Origin of the sequence: Micromonospora sp. NPDC047730 (genome assembly GCF_043204765.1) — a bacterium.
Classification (GTDB): domain Bacteria; phylum Actinomycetota; class Actinomycetes; order Mycobacteriales; family Micromonosporaceae; genus Micromonospora.
On sequence record NZ_JBIDCU010000003.1, the window covers coordinates 389,766 to 407,591 of the forward strand.

16 protein-coding genes are annotated in these 17,826 nt (G+C 74.3%); 4 read left to right on the top strand and 12 right to left on the bottom strand.

Features of this window, described 5'->3' with window-relative positions; all coding sequences use genetic code 11:
- Nucleotides 1–47: 47 nt before the first annotated feature.
- Nucleotides 48–605, top strand: a complete 558-nt coding sequence (locus ACGF5G_RS11115; protein WP_393261339.1) for a sugar O-acetyltransferase — start codon at nucleotides 48–50, stop codon at nucleotides 603–605.
- 102 nt (nucleotides 606–707) lie between these two features.
- Entirely contained in the window at nucleotides 708–3,335 is a 2,628-nt protein-coding gene (locus ACGF5G_RS11120) for a hypothetical protein (RefSeq protein WP_393261341.1), read from the top strand.
- Between the two features lie 31 nt (nucleotides 3,336–3,366).
- Here the strand turns inward: ACGF5G_RS11120 and ACGF5G_RS11125 are convergent, their stop codons facing one another.
- The 5 genes from ACGF5G_RS11125 to fdxA form a co-directional block, all read right to left on the bottom strand.
- A complete protein-coding gene (locus tag ACGF5G_RS11125; protein ID WP_393261344.1) occupies nucleotides 3,367–4,014 on the bottom strand; it encodes a nucleoside/nucleotide kinase family protein in 648 nt (215 codons plus the stop codon).
- Nucleotides 4,014–4,661 (bottom strand): SIMPL domain-containing protein, encoded by a 648-nt coding sequence (locus ACGF5G_RS11130; protein WP_393261346.1) that lies wholly within the window; start codon nucleotides 4,659–4,661, stop codon nucleotides 4,014–4,016. The genes ACGF5G_RS11125 and ACGF5G_RS11130 overlap by 1 nt, the downstream gene beginning before the upstream one ends.
- 141 nt (nucleotides 4,662–4,802) lie before the next feature.
- Nucleotides 4,803–5,828 carry a prephenate dehydrogenase gene (locus ACGF5G_RS11135; protein ID WP_393261348.1) on the bottom strand — a complete coding sequence of 342 codons (1,026 nt, stop codon included), beginning with the start codon at nucleotides 5,826–5,828 and terminating at the stop codon, nucleotides 4,803–4,805.
- Nucleotides 5,829–5,877: 49 nt separating this feature from the next.
- Nucleotides 5,878–6,984: a succinyldiaminopimelate transaminase gene (gene dapC / locus ACGF5G_RS11140; RefSeq protein WP_393261684.1), complete on the bottom strand. Its 1,107-nt coding sequence runs from the start codon at nucleotides 6,982–6,984 to the stop codon at nucleotides 5,878–5,880.
- Nucleotides 6,981–7,307: a ferredoxin gene (gene fdxA / locus ACGF5G_RS11145; RefSeq protein ID WP_089005361.1), complete on the bottom strand. Its 327-nt coding sequence runs from the start codon at nucleotides 7,305–7,307 to the stop codon at nucleotides 6,981–6,983. The genes dapC and fdxA overlap by 4 nt, the downstream gene beginning before the upstream one ends.
- Nucleotides 7,308–7,386: 79 nt before the next feature.
- Between fdxA and ACGF5G_RS11150 the strand changes: the two genes are divergently transcribed.
- Complete coding sequence (locus ACGF5G_RS11150) at nucleotides 7,387–8,337, top strand: GNAT family N-acetyltransferase (RefSeq protein ID WP_393261350.1); 951 nt, start codon at nucleotides 7,387–7,389, stop codon at nucleotides 8,335–8,337.
- A 173-nt stretch (nucleotides 8,338–8,510) separates the two neighbouring features.
- On the opposite strand, the gene ACGF5G_RS11155 is transcribed toward ACGF5G_RS11150, so the two are convergent.
- From ACGF5G_RS11155 to mshB, 3 genes are all read right to left on the bottom strand, one after another.
- The gene (locus ACGF5G_RS11155; protein WP_393261353.1) at nucleotides 8,511–8,978 is read right to left on the bottom strand and encodes a hypothetical protein; all 468 of its coding nucleotides are present in this window, start codon (nucleotides 8,976–8,978) and stop codon (nucleotides 8,511–8,513) included.
- A 78-nt stretch (nucleotides 8,979–9,056) separates the two neighbouring features.
- On the bottom strand, nucleotides 9,057–9,497 hold the full coding sequence (locus ACGF5G_RS11160) for a hypothetical protein (RefSeq protein ID WP_393261687.1): 441 nt from the start codon (nucleotides 9,495–9,497) through the stop codon (nucleotides 9,057–9,059).
- Nucleotides 9,498–9,514: 17 nt separating this feature from the next.
- A complete protein-coding gene (gene mshB, locus ACGF5G_RS11165; protein ID WP_393261356.1) occupies nucleotides 9,515–10,441 on the bottom strand; it encodes an N-acetyl-1-D-myo-inositol-2-amino-2-deoxy-alpha-D-glucopyranoside deacetylase in 927 nt (308 codons plus the stop codon).
- 86 nt (nucleotides 10,442–10,527) lie between these two features.
- Between mshB and ACGF5G_RS11170 the strand changes: the two genes are divergently transcribed.
- Nucleotides 10,528–12,669 (top strand): prolyl oligopeptidase family serine peptidase, encoded by a 2,142-nt coding sequence (locus ACGF5G_RS11170; protein WP_393261357.1) that lies wholly within the window; start codon nucleotides 10,528–10,530, stop codon nucleotides 12,667–12,669.
- 137 nt (nucleotides 12,670–12,806) lie between these two features.
- On the opposite strand, the gene ACGF5G_RS11175 is transcribed toward ACGF5G_RS11170, so the two are convergent.
- From ACGF5G_RS11175 to ACGF5G_RS11190, 4 genes are all read right to left on the bottom strand, one after another.
- Complete coding sequence (locus tag ACGF5G_RS11175; RefSeq protein WP_393261360.1) at nucleotides 12,807–14,549, bottom strand: ABC transporter substrate-binding protein; 1,743 nt, start codon at nucleotides 14,547–14,549, stop codon at nucleotides 12,807–12,809.
- A gap of 158 nt (nucleotides 14,550–14,707) precedes the next feature.
- Nucleotides 14,708–15,694, bottom strand: a complete 987-nt coding sequence (locus tag ACGF5G_RS11180) for an ABC transporter permease (protein WP_393261362.1) — start codon at nucleotides 15,692–15,694, stop codon at nucleotides 14,708–14,710.
- A 9-nt stretch (nucleotides 15,695–15,703) separates the two neighbouring features.
- Nucleotides 15,704–16,711, bottom strand: coding sequence for an ABC transporter permease (locus tag ACGF5G_RS11185; protein WP_393261364.1), 1,008 nt, complete (start codon nucleotides 16,709–16,711; stop codon nucleotides 15,704–15,706).
- A complete protein-coding gene (locus ACGF5G_RS11190; protein WP_393261366.1) occupies nucleotides 16,708–17,802 on the bottom strand; it encodes an ABC transporter ATP-binding protein in 1,095 nt (364 codons plus the stop codon). Before ACGF5G_RS11190 ends, ACGF5G_RS11185 begins: the two co-directional genes overlap by 4 nt.
- Nucleotides 17,803–17,826 lie beyond the last annotated feature (24 nt).

The following is a 17,826-nucleotide window of genomic DNA, read 5'->3' on the forward strand; positions in this document are numbered from 1 at the left end:
TGACGGACCAACCAACGGACGTGCCCGCCCTCCGGGAAGATCGACCGGTGACCTCCATGAAGGAACGCATGCTGGCCGGCGAGCCGTACATCGCCAACGAGCCGGAGATCGTCGCCGACCTGGACCGCGCCGCGCGGCTGATGGAACGCTTCAACACCAGTCCCGCAGCCGACCCCGAGGGCCGGCTCGCGGCCCTGCGCGACCTGCTCGGCGAGGTGGGCGAGGAGGCCTGGGTGCGGCCACCCTTCCACTGCGACTACGGCTGGCAGATCCGGATCGGGCCGCGCAGCTTCGTCAACTTCAACGCGGTCTTCCTCGACGTCGCCCCGATCACCATCGGCGCCGACGTCCAGATCGGACCGAACGTGCAACTGCTCACCCCCACCCACCCCGTCGAGCCCGGGCCGCGCCGCGACAAGTGGGAGGCGGCCAAGCCGATCACCATCGGCGACAACGTCTGGCTCGGCGGCGGCGCGATCGTGCTCGCCGGTGTCACCGTCGGGGAGAACACCGTCGTCGGCGCGGGTGCCGTCGTGACGAAGGACCTGCCGGCCAACGTCGTCGCGCTGGGTAATCCGGCTCGCGTCGTACGCCAGCTCGACTGACCCCCGATCAAGCCCACCACCTGCACAAACGTCCATCCGCGACTGGCGCGGACAACCCGTCCACGGCACTGTGGGTGGTGACGTCGTCACCAGGAGGCGGGGATGATCGGTCGGGTGCTCGAACTGCGCGTGCACGGGGTCTCCAACACGCCCCCGGGCCAGATCCTCGGCCTGCGGCCCGCGCCGGGGGCCGACCCGCCCCCGCCGTGGCGCGTCGCGGGCGACCCGGTCACCGGCTTCTACCGCTCCCCCGCCGCCGGGCCGGACGACCCGATCGTCGTCGAGGCGTACAGCTGGGGGCAGTTGACCTCCGGCGGGCGGACCGCGCGTGACGTGGAACGGGCGCTGTGGACGCTGCTGCTGCCCTTCACCCTGGCCAACGTCGCGCTGCACGCCCGGCCGGGCATCCCGGCGGACCCGGACGACGAACGCCCGGCCGGCAGGTCGGGGGTCACCGCCTGGTTGATCCGGCTGTTCTGCCTGAGCCTCACCGGCATGCTCGCGCTCACCTTCACCGGTGTCGGCGTCGACCTCGTGGGCTGGCAGTGCGTCGACGAGGACTGCCTGCGCCGGATCCCCGGCCCCTGGGAGTTCCTCGGGCAGGGCTGGTGGAGCGAGGGCGCGCGGCCCCTCGCCGTCGGCCTGCTCGCACCGCTCGGCGTGCTGGCCCTGCTCGGGCTGGTGAGCTGGCGGACCTACCAGTACGAGGCGCAGATGCCGGCCGAGCCGGTCCCCCTCACCGGCGCCCGGCCGCCCGACGGGACCCCGACGGGCGAGCCCGGGCAGCCCGTGCCGGAGCCACCGGCGCCCGAGCCGCCACCCGGCCCGCTGGGCAACCCGCTCCAGCACCCCACCTTCTGGGACGGGGAGGGGCAGCTCCGCCGCGCGGCCGTGCTGCACCTCTGCACCGGCGCCGTCGTGGCCGCCGCCGTACCGCTCGGCGCGGTCCTCGCGATGGACCCGCCCCACGGCGCCCGGGCCGCCGTCGCCTGGCCCACCGTGGCCGCGCTCGCCGCCGCCGTGCTGATCGCGGTCGTGGCGCTCGCGCGGCCCTGGCTGACCCGGCGCGCCGGCCGCACCCCGCTCGGCCGCTGGAGCGTGGCGGTCGCCGTGCTCACCGGCGCCGGGCTGGCGGGCACCCTGCTGATCCTGCTGCTGCCCGACGGGCCCGCAGGCACCCCGCTGGCCGACCTGCGCCAGGTGCCCGGCTGCGGCCGGCAGCCCGCCGCGCCGCCGTGCCCGGCCGACCGGTCGCTGCCCGGCGTCGACCGGGTCGTCGCCTGGCTCGGCACCGGGCAACTGCTGCTGCTGATCGCGATCGGGTCGGTGAGCCGGTCGGGGCGGCGGGCACTCGCCGCGCCGGCGGCGGCCGCCCTGCTGCTCGCCCTCGGCGTCGCCTGGATCGCGGGCCGACTGCCCGGGATCCCGCCCGCGCCTCCGCCGTTGGAGGTCTGGATGCTCGCCGTCGGGGTCGTCGCGCTCGCCGCGACCGGCCTGCTGCTGCCGCGCGTGCCGACGCCGGCCGAGCGGCAGCCGCCGGAGCCCCACACCGACCTGGCCTGGGGCGGCCGGGCCCCGGCGCTCATCGCCGGCTTCGGCTGGGTGCTCTGCGTCTCCTACTGCGCCGGCCTGCTCTACTGGGTCACCGGCCGGCTCGGCGGCGGCGCGACGGCCGACGCGGTCTCCCCCGTGACGCCCCCGGTCCCGGTGACCTGGGCCGGGCTCGCGTTCGCCGTCGCCCTGCTCACGCTCGTCGCCACGGCCGCCCGGGCCGGCCTGATCTTCCTCCGCCTGCGCCGCCACGAGTACGCGGAGCTGGTGCCCGCCGGTCACCGGCTCTCCGGCCACGACCTGCGGCGCTGCCGGCAGGTGAGCGCCTGGCGGGCGCTGCACCGCCTGGTCGGCGAGCACGCGGTGCGACTGGTCGGCCGCTACGCCGCCGCGTCCGGGGTGCTGGTCACCCTCGGCTACGCCGCCGCGCTCTCCGGCGGCCGGCCCCACCCCACGGCGGCGACCGGCGGCGCCGCCGTGGTCGAGTGGATCTCCGGCGTGGGCGACCGGATGCTCGGCTGGCTGCCGGTGCTCGTCGGCGCGGTGGGTCTGCTGGTCTACCGGAACGACCTCGTCCGCCGCTCGGTCGGCGTGCTCTGGGACGTCGGCACCTTCTGGCCCCGGGCCGCGCACCCGCTCGCCCCGCCCAGCTACGCCGAGCGGGCCGTGCCCGAGTTGCAGACCCGTACGGCCGGGCTGCTGGCGCTGGACGAGCACGACCCCCGGGCCGTGGACGGGATCATCCTCTCCGGGCACAGCCAGGGCACGGTGATCTGCGCCGCGGTGATCCTCCAGCTCCCCGCCCGGTCGCGGCGGCGGATCTGGTACTTCTCCTACGGCTGCCAGCTCACCCGGCTCTACGGGCGGGTCTTCCCGGCGTACTTCGGGCCCGACCGGCTGCCGCTGCTGGCCGACGCGCTCACGCCGCCCGGTGGGCGCAGCCGCTGGACCAACTTCTGGCGGGCCACCGACCCCCTCGGCTGGCAGGTGACGGCGGGGGAACGCGACGTCGCCGTACGCGACCCGGAGGCGCTGCACCCCAGCGACGGGGAGGTGGCCGACCCGCCGATCCGCAACCACAGCGGCTATCCGGAGGCGGCCGAGTTCCAGCGGGAGCGCTCGCGGGTGGCGCGGCTGCTGCGGCGGGGCGTGCCAGCTCCCCGGCGCGGCGCCGGCTGACCCCGGCCGGTGGCGGTGGGCGGGGCGCGGGTCAGGCCGGCGGCGGCTCGTCGAGCCGGACGACCAGGTCGGCGGCGTGCGCGGTGCCCGCCACCAGGGCGGCGTTGGCCTCGTCGCTGCCCGTCGCCCACGCCCGGGCCTGCTCCGCCGACCGCCCGTACGCCTGGTGCCGGGCCGTCAGCCGGCGCAGCCGCAGCTCGACGTCCAGGTCGAGGAACCACGCCTCGTGCAGCAACGACCGCACCTCGTCCCACGGCGGCGCGCCCAGCAGCAGGTAGTTGCCCTCGGTGACCACCAGCCGCACCGACGGCGGCACCTCGATCGCCCCGGCCACCGGCTCCTCCAGGTCCCGCCGGAACGCCGGCGCGTAGACGGCGGTCGGCTCCAGCCGGCGCAGTCGCCGCAGCATCGAGACATAGCCGTTGGCGTCGAACGTGTCGACGGCGCCCTTGCGCTCGGCCCGGCCCAACCGGTGCAGCTCGGCCTGGGCCAGGTGGAAGCCGTCCATCGGCACCAGCCGGGCGGCGGGGCCGACCGCCTCGACGATCCGCTCCGCCAGCGTGGACTTGCCCGCGCCGGGCGCCCCGGCGATGCCGAGCAGCTGACGCGGGCCGGCGTCGGCGAGGGCGCGCGCCCGCGCGACCAACTCGTCGACCCCGACGACCCGGGCGGCCGTCATCAGCCGAGAACCGGCTCGCTGATCGCGAACCGCGCCTGCACCGCCGCCTGCGCGGTCTGCGGCTGCGGGTCGAGCTCCAGCTCCGGCGGCCCGCCCTCGACGCCGCCGCCCATCCCGTACGCCATCCGGCTCATCATGGGCCGCTCCGCCGCGCCCACGTCAGCCAGCTCGATCAGGGCGGTCACCCGGGCGCCGAGCGCCTCCGCGTATTCGCGGGCGCGCAACAGCGCGTCGGCGATCGCGGCGTGCCGGGCCTCCCGGTGGGCCGGGCTGTCCGGCCGCAGCGACCACCACGGCCCGGCCACCTCGACCTGGTCCTGGTCGGCCAGGCGCAGCATCAGGTCGCCGAGCGCGGTGAAGTCGCTGACCGTCACGGTGGTGGCCACGCTGCCGTGGTACGCGACCACGCGCTCGCCGGAGCGCCGGGTCTCCGGCCGGACCCGCAGCTCGCCGGTCTCCCGCCGGTCGATCGCGGGGCCGTAGCCGTCGAGCAGCACCCGGACGGCGGCGGCCCGCTCGGCCAGTCGGGTCAGGGTGGCCTCCCGGTCCCGGTCGCGGGCCGTGGCGGTCACCGTGAACCGGGCGATCTCGGGAGGGACCTCCCGGTACGCCTCGCCGCGCACCGCCACCACCGGCCCGTCCACCATGCCCTCACCCTAACCGCGCTCCCGCCCGCCCGCCCGCCACGCGCGGGAAGCGACGCGCGCGACGACCGGCCGACGTGCCGCGGCGCGCCGACCGTCCTCGGCGCCGGTCCGCGGGTGCAGGAGACCCTGCGGGCCGCCCGGTCAGGCGGGGTCGGCGGATGCCGGGAGGTGGCCGGTGTAGGCGACGGTGCCGGGGCCGACGCGGCAGCCGGTGAGGTGTCCGCCCGCCTCGCCCAGCGCCAGCAGGTACGCGAGCTCGGCGGCGTGGTCCCCGCTCGTCGGGAACTCCCGCCGGGACGCGTGCAGGTCCCGGTCGAGCAGGGCCGTCCGCAGGTCGCGGGCCTGCCGGTAGCCCTCGACGAGCGCGTCCAGGTCGTCGCCGACCAATGCCGCCGACAACTCGTCCAGGTAGGCGCGCACCCGGTCGAGCTGCCGGACGACCTGCTCGCGGTTGTGGAACAACATGTCTGCGGTCCGCTTCGCGGGCGTACCGGCGATCCGGGTGCCGTCCCGGAAGCTGCCCGCGGCGAGCCCGAGCACGGCGTCCCGGACGTCCGACCGGGCCACCGCCCCGGCGAGGCTGCCGGCCAGCAGGTGGGGGACGTGGGACGACAGGGCCACCACCGCGTCGTGCACGGATGGGGACATCGGCACCACCCGGGCCGCGAAGACGTCCACGACGAGGCCGGCCAGGAGCCGGAACGCGTCGATGCCCTCCGGCGCCGGGCAGAGCACCCAGGCCGCCCCCTCGAACAGCGCCGGCACGGCGGCGGTCAGCCCGAACCGCTCCGTGCCGGCCATCGGGTGCCCGGGGACGAACCGGCCGGTCAGGCCGCGCTCGACGGCGAAGGCCGCCAACCCGCCCTTGGTGCTGCCCACGTCGGTGACCACGCAGCCCTCGGGCGTGTGGGCGGCGACGGTGACCAGGGCGTCCGGCAGGGTCGGCAGCGGCCCGCAGAGGAACACCAGGTCACGGTCGCGCACCGCCTCGACCAGTTCGTCGGGGAAGGCGATCCCCCGTCGGCGCCCCTCCGCCCGGGTGGCCTCGTCGGGATCCCAGCCAGCGACGTCCACGCCCGCCTCGTGCAGCCGCACCAGGATCGACCCGCCGATGAGGCCGGTGCCCACCACGGCGGCCCGCAACGGCCCGCCGGGTCTCTCACGCATCAGGCACCTCGGCGTTTCGGTCGGTACATGTCGAGGACGCCGGCCGTGCTCAGCCGCGCAGCCGGCCGGCGACCGCCGCCACGTGCGCGTCGGACGCGGTCATCGCCACCCGGACGTGCTGCCGACCGGCCGGGCCGTAGAGGGTGCCGGCAGCGGCCAGGATGCCCCGGCGGGCCAGCCAGTCGACCGTCTCCCAGCCGTCCTCACCCCGGGTCAGCCAGAGGTAGAGGCCCGCCTCGGAGTGCTCGACGGTGAAGCCGGCCCCGGTGAACGCGGCGTGCAGGATCTCCCGCCGGGCCCGGTAGCGCTCCCGCTGCTCGTCGGCGTGCCGCTCGTCGCGCAGCGCGGCCACCATCGCGGCCTGCACGGGCGCGGGCACGATCATGCCGGCGTGCTTGCGGACCTTGAGCAGTTCCGCCACGAGCGCCGGGTCACCGGCGACGAACCCGGCCCGGTAGCCGGCCAGGTTGGACCGCTTGGAGAGCGAGTGCACCGCCAGCACGCCGTCGTACGACCCGCCGCAGACCTCGGGCGAGAGCACCGAGACCGGCTCGGCGGACCAGCCCAGGGGCAGGTAGCACTCGTCGCTGGCGACCACCGCGCCGCGCTCCCGGGCCCAGTCGACCACTTTGCGCAGGTGGGCCGCCGGCAGTACCCGCCCGGTCGGGTTGCCCGGCGAGTTGACCCAGACCAGGCGCACCCGGGGGGTCGGGCCGACCGCGGTCAGCGAGTCGGCGCGCACGACGGTGGCCCCGACGAGCCGGGCGCCGTCCTCGTAGGTCGGGTAGGCGACCGACGGCACCACGACGACGTCACCGGGGCCCACCCCGAGCAGGGTGGGCAGCCAGGCGACGAGTTCCTTGGTGCCGATCGTCGGCAGCACGCCGAGGCCGTCGACGCCCGCCCCGCAGGCCCGCGCGACCCACGCGGCGATCGCCTCGCGCAGCGCCGGCGTGCCGGCGGTCAGCGGGTAGCCCGGGGCGTCCGCCGCCTCGGCGAGCGCCCGCCGGATCACCTCGGGCACCGGATCGACCGGCGTGCCCATGGAGAGGTTGATCAGGCCCTCCGGGTGCGCCGCGGCCAGCGCGGCCGCGGCGTCCAGGGTGTCCCAGGTGAACTCGGGCAGCCGCGACGAGACCGGCACGGGACGGTTCAGTGTCCCTCGCCGCGCGGCGGCTGCGCGGCGACGAAGGACGCGTCCTTCTCCACCTTGCCGATCTTCGAGGCGCCACCGGGCGAGCCCAGGTCCTCGAAGAACTCGTAGTTGGCGCCGGTGTAGTCCTTCCACTGCTCCGGGACGTCGTCCTCGTAGAAGATCGCCTCGACCGGGCAGACGGGCTCACAGGCACCACAGTCGACGCACTCGTCGGGGTGGATGTAGAGCATCCGGTTGCCCTCGTAAATGCAGTCGACCGGGCACTCCTCGATGCATGCCTTGTCGAGCACATCCACGCACGGCTCGGCGATGATGTAGGTCACCGGTCTTCTCCTCCGCAAGACACGCCGCGATCACCCGCGACGGTAAGAGCCTAGTATCTCGCCGGGGAGGGGGTCGATCGTGCTCCGACAGCAGGATGTGGGACACCGGATCGTGGTTCGCCGGATTGTGGGGATTCGCGAAGGCCGGCCCCTCTTCTCGGACGCCCTCGGCGAGCTGGTCGAGCTGAGCGAGACCCATCTCACTCTCGCCACCGCACAGGGCCGGCTCCGGGTCCCGGTGGCCGAGGTGCACCGGGCCAAGCGGGTGCCGCCGACCCGCCGGCCCACCGCCGCGGCCGTGGTCGAGCTGGAACTGGCCGCCGACGAGGCGTGGCCCGCCGCAGTCCGGGGTCGGCTCGGGGACTGGCTGCTGCGCGCGGCCGACGGCTGGACCGGCCGGGCCAACTCGGCGCTGCCGGTCGGCGACCCGGACCGGCCGCTACCCGCCGCGCTCGACGCGGTGGAGCGCTGGTACGCCGACCTCGGCCAACCGGCGCTGGTCAACACCCCGCTGCCGCTCGCCGCCCCGGTCGGCGCCGAGCTGGACGCGCGGGGCTGGGGCAGCGGCCCGCCCGTGCTGGTGCAGACCGTGCCCCTGGCGGGGCTGCCGCCGGCCGCCGCCGGGTCACCGCCGGTCGAGCTGGCCACCGCGCCGTCGGACGACTGGCTCGCCGTCGTCGCGGGCCGCAAGGGCGGCCTGCCGGACGCCGCCCGGCACGTGCTCACCGCCGTGGGCCAGGTCCGCTTCGCCCACGTGTACGCCGACGGCGCGCTGGTCGCCATCGGCCGCGGCACGGTCACCGGGTCGGGGCGCTGGCTCGGGCTCAGCCTGATCGAGGTGCGGCCCGAGGCGAGGCGGCAGGGCCTGGCGGGCCGGGTCATCCGCGCGCTCGCCGACTGGGGCGCCACGACCGGCGCCTCGCGCGCCTTCCTCCAGGTCGAGCAGCGCAACACCCCGGCGGTGGCCCTCTACCGGGCTCTCGGCTTCACCACCCACCACACCTACCTGACCCGCACCGCCCCGCACTGACCGCGTCGCCTTCCGCCGCGTACGGGAGGCGCGCCCGATCCCCGGCCCCGCCCCCTGGGCGGGGCCGTGCCCCAGCTGTGAGGGCAGCTCGACAGGGCCGAACAAGGGGCATGGTGCCGCCCCGAGCGCCCCGGCCGGTCCCGGCGCGCGCCCGTGGACCGGAGCCGCGCGGGTCAGCGACGGACGACCTTGCGGGGCTTGGTGGCCTTCAGCTCGGCGTACCGCTTGAGGGACTGCGAGCGGTGGTCGAGGCCGAGCGCCGTGAGCAGCAGGTAGCCGAGCAGCACCCCGACGCCGGTGGCCGCGAGGTAGAGCCAGATCTGGGCGAAGAACGTGCCCGCGCCCCCGCCGAACGGGTTCTCCCCGACCAGCAGCGGCCCGACCAGCACCGTCAGCAGCAGCGCGACGCCGACCGCGGCGGCCATGTCGGACCCCCAGGCGGCGACCGGCCGACGCCTGCCCCAGAAGAAGGCGACCACGGCCAGCACCAGCCCGATCACCGCGAACATCCCGAGCGACACCCGGTCGGCGGCGGCGGTGTCGTCACCGTCGAAGCCGAACCGGATGACCAGCCGGGCGACCACGTTGACCCCGAACAGCGCGATCGCGAGTATCCCGATCGCGCGCCACCGCTCCCTCATCGCACGCCTCCCGCCGTACCGCCCGCCTCCGCGGCGGGCTTCCTGGCAGGAATGTCTACCACCGGATCCGGTGTCTCGTCAGTCCCCCGGACGGACGGGCGGCGGCGCCAGGACCTGCCGGAAGCCCATCACCGCGAAGGTCATCGCGCCGGCCACGATCATCGCCAGGCCGACCCAGTTGTCGCCGGCGACGAGCAGGTCCCCCTCGGTGGTGCGGACCGCCGCGACCGCCATCAGGACGAACCAGGGCAGCGCGGGCAGCGCCACCGCCCAGCGACGGCCGACCGCCTCGTGGGCGAACCAGCTCAGCGCGATGTTGGCGGCGACGGCGAGGACCACCGAGAGGCCGATCAGCTGCCCGCCGACCCGGAGCGTGGCGAGCAGCAGCTCCAGCACACCGGTCAGCACCCCGCCGAGGACGGCGACCAGCCCGCCGGCCACCCGCAGGGCCAGGTCGAGCAGCAGCCGGGACCGACCGGGCGGCGGTGGCGGGGCGCTCTCCTCGGGGACGACCGACATCGGCGCGGCGGGCGGTGTCACCGGAGGCCGGCCGCCCCGACCGGGGACCGGTCCGGGCCGTCGGCGACATCGAGCCCGGCGAAGAGGTCGTCCTCCCAGCCGTACGGCCCGCTGCCCGGGCCCTTCCCGCCCACCGCGAGGGTGTAGTACTCCACGCCCATGAACTCGCTGCCGAAGTTGCCGGCGATCGAGTAGAGCCAGGAGGTGTCGGGGATCTGGGTGGCGTGCGCGCGCATCGCCGCCTCCTTGGCGGCATGCTGGTCGGTGGCGTCGATCCGCGCCGCGATCTGCGCGTCGGGTGTGCAGAACGGCAGCTCGGTGGCCTGGTCGATGCCGGCGAAGGGGTTGTCCGACGAGTCGGCGAAGTGCTCCATGCCGGCTTCCAGGACGCTCTGCGGCATGGCCGTCCAGTAGACCTTGGCCGGGGCGAGGCCCTCGGCGCGGGCCAGCTCGACGGCGCGCATCGTCACCCGGTGCGCCTGGATGTGGTCGGGGTGCCCGTAGAAGCCGTTGCCGTCGTACGTGACGACGACCTGCGGGCGAACCTCCCGCATGATCTCCACCAGGTGGCCGGCGGCCTCGTCGAGGTCGGCCTGCCAGAAGGCCCGGGGGTGCTCGTTGGTGGCGAGCCCCATCATGCCCGAGTCGCGGTAGCGGCCGGCGCCGCCGAGGAAGCGGTGGTCGGTGACGCCGAGCGCGGCGCACGCGGCGTTCAGCTCGGCGATCCGCCACCCGCCGAGCTGGTCGGCCTCGGCGGCGGCGAGCTGGGCCAGCGCCGGCACGTGGATCTCGCCCTCCTCGCCGAGCGTGCAGGTCACCAGGGTGACGTGGGCACCGGCGGCGGCGTAGTGCGCCATCGTCGAGCCGGTGCCGATGGACTCGTCGTCGGGGTGCGCGTGGACCAGCAGGAGGCGGCGGTCGGGCAGCGTCGTCACGGTGGTCACTCTATCCGGCGGTTCTCCTCCGCCGGCCGTGACGCGTCCACGCAGGTCGGCCACATCACCCCCGGCGCCGCTCTACGATCTGGCCTGTGGACTTTCCGGAGCTGGCCGCCCGCACCCGCCGGTTCAGCCGCGGAGCGCCGCGCGCGGTCGCCGTGGCCGACGACGGCTCCCGGGTGGTCTTCCTGCGCTCGGCCGGCCCGGAGGACCCGGCCGACGCGCTCTGGCTGCTGGACGTGGCGACCGGCGAGGAACGGCTGGTCGCCGACCCGGCGACGCTGCTCGGGGCGGACGTCGACGTCGACGCGCTCAGCCCGGGCGAGCGCGCGCTGCGCGAGCGGCTGCGGCTGAGCGCCTCCGGCATCGGCTCGTACGCGCTGGACGCCGCCGGCCGGGTGGCGGTCTTCGCGCTGGCCGGGCGGCTGTTCCGGGCCGACCTGGTGCACGGTGACGTGGTCGAGGTGGCCACCGTCGGCCCGGTGCTCGACCCGCGGCCCGACCCGACCGGGCAGCGCCTGGCGTACGTGACCGACGCCGCCGAGGGGGTCCGCCGGGGTCAGCTGCGGGTGGTCGAGCACGACGGCACGGACACCCTGCTGGCCGGCGAGGACTCCGGGGTGACCTGGGGGTTGGCCGAGCACATCGCGGCCGAGGAGTTCGACCGGTTCCGCGGCTACTGGTGGGCGCCCGACGGGCGCTCCGTGCTGGCCGCCCGGGTGGACGAGTCCCGGCTGGACCGCTGGCACCTGCACGACCCGGCCGACCCGGCGAGCCCGCCGACCACGGTCGCGTACCCCCGGGCGGGCGGCCCGAACGCCGAGGTCAGCCTGCACCTGCTCGACCTCGACGACGGCTGGGTCGACGTGCACTGGGACCGGGAGACCTACCCGTACCTGACCGCGGTGCACTGGGCCGACGGCGGGCCGCTGATCACCGTGCTGCGCCGTTCCCAGCAGCACGGCCTGGTGCTCGCGGTCGACCCGCGTACCGGCGAGACGCAGGTGCACGCCGAGCTGGCCGACCCGCGCTGGGTGGAGCCGATCCCCGGCACCCCGGCGCACCTGCCGGACGGCCGGGTGCTGGTCGGCGGGGAACTGGCCCACGACGGGTACGACGCCCGCTGCCTCTTCGCCGACGGCACCCTGCTCACCCCGCCGTCGCTCTACGTGCGGCGGGTGGTGGGGCGGCTGCCCGGCGGCACCGGCCCGGCCGACCTGCTGGTGGAGGCGAGCGACGGGGAGCCGAGCGAGCGGCACCTGTTCCGGGTACGCACCACGATCGGCGGCGGCGTCGACGCCCGCCGGATCACCACCGACCCGGGCTGGCACACCGCCGCCGTCGGCGGGGACGTCCTGGTGGTGGGCAGCGCCTCGCTCGACCACCCGGGCACCCGGTGGACGGTGTGGCAGGGCGAGCGCGAGGTGGGCGTGCTGCGTTCGCTCGCCGCGACCCCGCCGTATTCTCCGCTGCCGCTGTTGGAGCGGGTCACCGACCGGCGGCTGCCGACGGCGGTGCTCTACCCGGACAACTACGTCACCGGGCGGCGGCTGCCGGTGCTGCTGGACGTCTACGGCGGGCCGGGGCACCAGGAGGTGCTGGCCGCCCGCTCGGCCTGGCTGGAGCGCCAGTGGTGGGCCGACGCCGGCTTCGCGGTGGTCACCGTCGACAACCGCGGCACCCCGGGCGTGGCCCCCTCCTTCGAGAAGGCGATCCACCGGCGGGTGGCCGACGTCGTGCTGCTCGACCAGGTGGACGCACTCACCGCGCTGGCCGGCAAGCACCCCGACCTCGATCTCGGCCGGGTGGCCGTGCGCGGCTGGTCGTTCGGCGGCTGGCTGGCGGGGCTGGCGGTGCTGCGGCACCCGGAGCTGTTCCGGTGCGGCATCGTCGGGGCACCGGTCACCGACTGGGCGCTGTACGACACCGCGTACACGGAGCGCTACCTTGGCCTGCCGGACGACGGCACGGACATCTACGCGCACCACTCGCTGGTGGAGCTGGCCGGCGAGCCGGTGGCCGATCCGGAGTCGGCCCGGCCGCTGCTGCTGGTGCACGGCCTGGTCGACGACAACGTGGTGGCCGCGCACACCTTGCGCCTTTCGGCGGCGCTGCTGGCGACCGGCCGGCCGCACTCGGTGCTCCCGCTGACCGGGGCCACCCACATGGCCGCCGGCGGCACCGCGGAACGCCTGCTCAGGCTGGAGCTGGACTTCGTCCGCCGGCACCTGTAAGGAAGGGCACCTTGTTAACGCCTGCGGTAGAGGAAGGGGCCCTTCCTAACACGACGGGCGGCGCGGGGCGGATGCGCGGAGGCCCCGGTCGACGACGTTGTCGACCGGGGCCCGTCCGTGCGGTTGGTGCCTGAGGGTTACTTCTTGACGTACGCGTTCACGAAGGCCGGGTAGCCGAAGACGCTGGAGACGAAGACCCCGCCGGCCTTGGAGCCGTGCACGAGGTAGGCCACGTCGACGTAGAGCGGCACCACCGGGGCGTGCTCCTTCATGATCCGCTCGTCGAGCTTGGCCCACTCCGGGCCCTGCTCGCCCGGCGGCAGGGCCAGGATCCGGTCGAACTCGGCGTTGATCGCCGGGTCGTTGAAGTACGCGCTGTTGCTGTTGCCCTCGGCCTTGATGGTGCGGCCGTCGTAGAGCACCGGCAGGATCGAGGCGCCGCTCGGCCAGTCCGCCGCCCAGTTACCGATGTACAGGTCCCAGGGGTTGTCCTTCTTCTTGACCTCGTCGAGCTTCGAGTCGTCCGGGATGTTACGGACCGTGATCTTGAAGCCGGCCCGCTCCAGGTTGCCCTTGAGCTGGGTGGCCATCTGCTGCTCGGTCGTGTTGTCCGCGACGCCCAGGACCAGCTCCGGCGTCTGGCCGCCGAGCAACTCCTTGGCCTTGTCGACGTTGCCGTTGGCGCCGGCCGGGTACGCGTCGAACGCCTTGTAGCCGATCGTCGACGACGGCATCAGCGTGGTCATCGGGGAGGCGACGGTCTGCCCGCCGACGGACTTGATCAGGCCCTCGCGGTCGATGGCGTAGTTCAGCGCCTGGCGGACCTTCAGGTCCTTCACCCGCTGGTTGTTGATGACGAGCTGGTTGGAGCTCGGCGTCGGGGAGAGGATGGTCCGCTCCTTGAGCGCCGGGTCGTTGGCGACCTTGGCGACCAGCGAGGCGGGCACGTAGTTGAAGGCGACGGCGCTCTGGTCGGCGCCGTTGTCGGCGATCACCCGGTTGTTCGCGGCGTCGGCCGTCGCGCCGAAGCTCCAGACGAACTGGTCCGGGTACTGGTGCCGCACCGGGTCGGTGTTCGGGTCCCAGTGCGGGTTGCGGTCCAGGGTGATCTGCACGCCGACCTGGTTCTTGGCGATCTTGTAGGGACCGGACGAGAACGGCTGGTGGTCCAGGTTGACGCCGGTGTCCTTGTCGGCCGGCAGCGGCGCGGTGGTCGGCAGCGAGACCGCGAACGGCAGGTCACAGCGGGGCTTGGCGAACTCGAAGCGCAGGGTCTTCGCGTCCGGGGTGCTCAGGCCCGGGGGCAGCGAGGTCTTGTTCTTCTTGAAGTCCCACTTGGTGTCGAACTGCGGGCTGTCGGCCAGCCACTCCTGGATGTAGGTGGGGCCGCCCGACAGGTCCGGGTCGAAGGAGCGGGCGATGCCGTACGCGATCTCCTTGGAGGTGATCGGGCGGCCGTCCTCGAACTTGACCCCGTCCTTGATCTTGAATTCCCAGACCTTGCAGTCGTTGTTGACGTTGGTGCCCGGCGTCTCGGCCAGGTCGCCGACGAGGACCAGGCCGCCCTTGCCGTCGTCCTTCCACGTGGTCAGGTAACGGGAGAACAGCGGCGACGTCATCAGGCCGGCGAACGAGTACGTCCGCTGCGGGTCCAGGTGGGAGATGGGGGTCTCCCGGATGATCGTGAAGGTGCCGCCCTTCTGGGCGCCCGGCACCTCGGCCGCCGGGCCCTTGGAGTCCTTCGGGTCCGTCGCGATGACCCCGGTCTGCTGCCGGTTGGTGTCCACCGTGGTGCCCTCGCCCGTGTTCTCCGAGCACGCACCCAATGCCACAACCAGAGCGATCGCGCCGCCTGCGGCGGCCGCCACGCGTGGTCGCATCTCCTACCTCCTCCACCCAGGTGCCGCCGGGCGTGAACGCCGACGTCCCGAGGATCGTAAAGAAGAAAACCTACGAGTTGTGTAACAGTTGTCGATAAATTTCACCGCCATCCGACCGGCGGACACCCGGGGCGGGCGTGCCGGCCGGGACGGGCGGTTCACCCGAGCCGTACGCGGGGGTCGATGGCGGCGTAGAGCAGGTCGACCAGCACGTTGGCGAGCACCACGAAGACCGCCGAGATGAGCACGGTCGCCATGATGGTGGGCAGGTCGCCGGCGCGCACCGCCTCGACGGCGGTCCGCCCCAGCCCCTGGATGCCGAAGGTGGTCTCGGTGATCACCGTGCCGCCCAGCGCCGCCCCGACGTCCAGGCCGGCGATGGTGACCACCGGGGTGATCGCGGCGCGCAGCGCGTGCCGCCCGTACACCTTCGGTTTCGCCAGGCCCTTCGCCCGCGCGGTGCGCACGAAGTCCTCGGAGAGCGTCTCCAGCATCTGCGCCCTCGACAGCCGGGCGTAGATGGCGGAGAAGAGGAAGGCCAGCGCGACCCAGGAGAGCACCAGGCCGCTGGCCCACTTCAGGGGATTGTCGAAGATCGACGTGTAGCTCGGCACGGGCAGCAGGCGCAGGTTGTAGACGAAGACCAGCAGCAGCACCGCGCCGACGAAGTAGAGCTGCAGCGAGGCACCGGTCAGCGAGAAGCCGATCGCGGCCCGGTCGAGCCAGGTGCCCCGGCGCAGCGCCGAGACCATGCCGAGGCCGACGCCGAGCAGCAGCCAGAGGATCGCCGCCGGGATCACGATGCTCAGCGTCACCGGCAGTACCCGGGCGATGGTGTCCAGCACCGCCTCGTTGTTGACGTACGACCAGCCCAGGCAGGGCGCGTCGCACCGGCCGCCCTGGGCGCTGCCCAGGTCCCGCCCGGTGAAGATGCCCTTCATGTAGCCGGCGTACTGGGTGATCAGCGGGTCGCGCAGGCCCAACTCCTCGCGGACCCGCTCCAGCCGCTCGGGGTTGCAGTTCTTCGGGCACATGCCGCTGACCGGGTCGCGGGGCAGCGCGAAGAACATCAGGAAGGTCAGCACGCTCACCGCGAACAGGGTGAGCACCGCGGAGAAGATCCGCTTGATCAGGAAGCGCGCCATCGGAAACCCCTACCGGGACGACTTCGGGTCGAGCGCGTCGCGCAGCGCGTCGCCGAAGAGGTTGAACGCGAACACGAGCGCGAAGATCATGATGCCGGGGAAGAAGACGAACGCCGGGTCGGTCTGGAGGTAGTCCAGGCTCTGGTAGATCATCCGACCGAAGCTCGGCGTCTCCTCGGTCAGCCCGACCCCGATGAACGACAGCGCGGCCTCGCTGGTGATGAACTGCGGCACCGCCAACGAGAACGACACCAGGATCGGCGCCCAGATGTTCGGCAGCAGTTGCCGGAAGAGCATGTGCGCCAGCCCGGCGCCGCTGGCCTTGGCGGCCTCCACGAACTCCCGCTCGCGCAGCGCGATCACCTGGCCGCGGACCAGCCGGGCGGTGCCGGTCCAGCCGAAGATCGCGAAGACGGCGATCAGCACCCCGACCCCGAAGGCGGGCGAGACCGCGTCCCGCTCGCCGTAGAAGCGCAGCGTCAGGGTCGGGGTCAGGGCCAGCGCGATGATCAGGAACGGCATGGCCAGGGTCAGGTCGGTGATCCAGTTGATCACCGCGTCGAGCCAGCCGCCGAGGTAGCCGGCGAGCGCGCCGAGCGCGATGCCGATGGCCGCCGTGATCACCGCCGCCGCGAAGGCGATCAGCAGCGAGGTACGCAGGCCGTACACCAGCCGGATGAAGATGTCCCGGCCGAGGTTGGGCTCCAGCCCGAAGAAGTGGTCCCCCGACACGCCACCGGCGTAGCCCAGCGGCATGCCGAAGCCGTCCAGCTTGGCCTGGAACTGGTCGCGCGGGCTGATCCCGTAGAACGCCTCGATCAGCGGCGCGGCGAGCGCCACCAGCACGAAGAAGACCAGCATCGCCCCGCTGGCCATCGCCGTCCGGTCGCGGCGCAGCCGGAGCATGGCGAGTTGGCCGGGCGACCGGCCGACGAAGCCCTTCTCCTTCGGCGCGTCGGCGCCGCCACCCGAGTCGATCTCGGCCAGCGCCACGCCCTCCACCGGGGACATGCTCATCTCGACACCTCCTCGACGCCCGCACCCGTGCCCGCCGGCTCGCCGCCCACGCCGTCCGCCGGCCCGGCGGCCGACGTCGCCGGCTGCCCGGCCGGGGCGGCCTCGACGGGCCCCCGCTCCGGGAAGTGGCAGGCCGCAGCCTGGCTTCCGCCGTCGCGGGGCACCAGCGCCGGCTCCTCGGTGGCGCAGATGTCCTGCGCCTTCCAGCAACGGGTGCGGAACCGGCAGCCCGACGGCGGGTTGAGCGGGGTGGGCACGTCGCCGGCCAGCCGGATCCGGCCGGCCGGGCCGAGCTTGGTGACGTCCGGGATCGCCGAGAGCAGCGCCCGGGTGTACGGGTGCTGCGGGCGCTCGTAGATGTCGTCCCGGTCGCCGATCTCGACGATCTTGCCGAGGTACATGACGGCGACCCGCTGGCAGAAGTGCCGCACCACGGCCAGGTCGTGCGCGATGAAGACGAACGCCAGGCCCAGGTCGCGCTGCAGGTCGCGGAGCAGGTTGACCACCTGCGCCTGGATCGACACGTCCAGGGCGGAGACCGGCTCGTCGGCGACGATCAGCTTCGGCCGCAGCGCCAGGGCGCGGGCGATGCCGATGCGCTGGCGCTGGCCGCCGGAGAACTCGTGCGGGTACCGGTTGTAGTGCTCCGGGTTCAGCCCGACCAGCTCCAGCAGCTCCTGCACGCGGGCCTTGATCCCGCCCGGCGGGTCGATCCCGTTGACCTGCAACGGCATCGCGACGATCCGGCCGACGGTGTGCCGGGGGTTCAGCGAGGCGTACGGGTCCTGGAAGATGATCTGAAGGTCCTGCCGCAGCGGGCGCAGCTCGCGCCGGCCGGCGTGGGTGATGTCCCGCCCGGCGAACTCGATGCTCCCCGCGCTGGGCTCCAGCAGGCGGACCAGCATCCGGCCGGTCGTCGTCTTGCCGCAGCCGGACTCCCCCACCAGGCCGAGCGTCTCGCCCGGGCGCACGTCGAAGTCCAGCCCGTCCACGGCCCGCACCAGGCCCGTGCTCCGCAGCCCGCTGCGCACCGGGAAGTGCTTGGCCAGCCCGCGCACCCGCAGCAGCGGCTCGACCGTCTCCACACTCATCGGGGCCCACCTTCGTTCGCGACT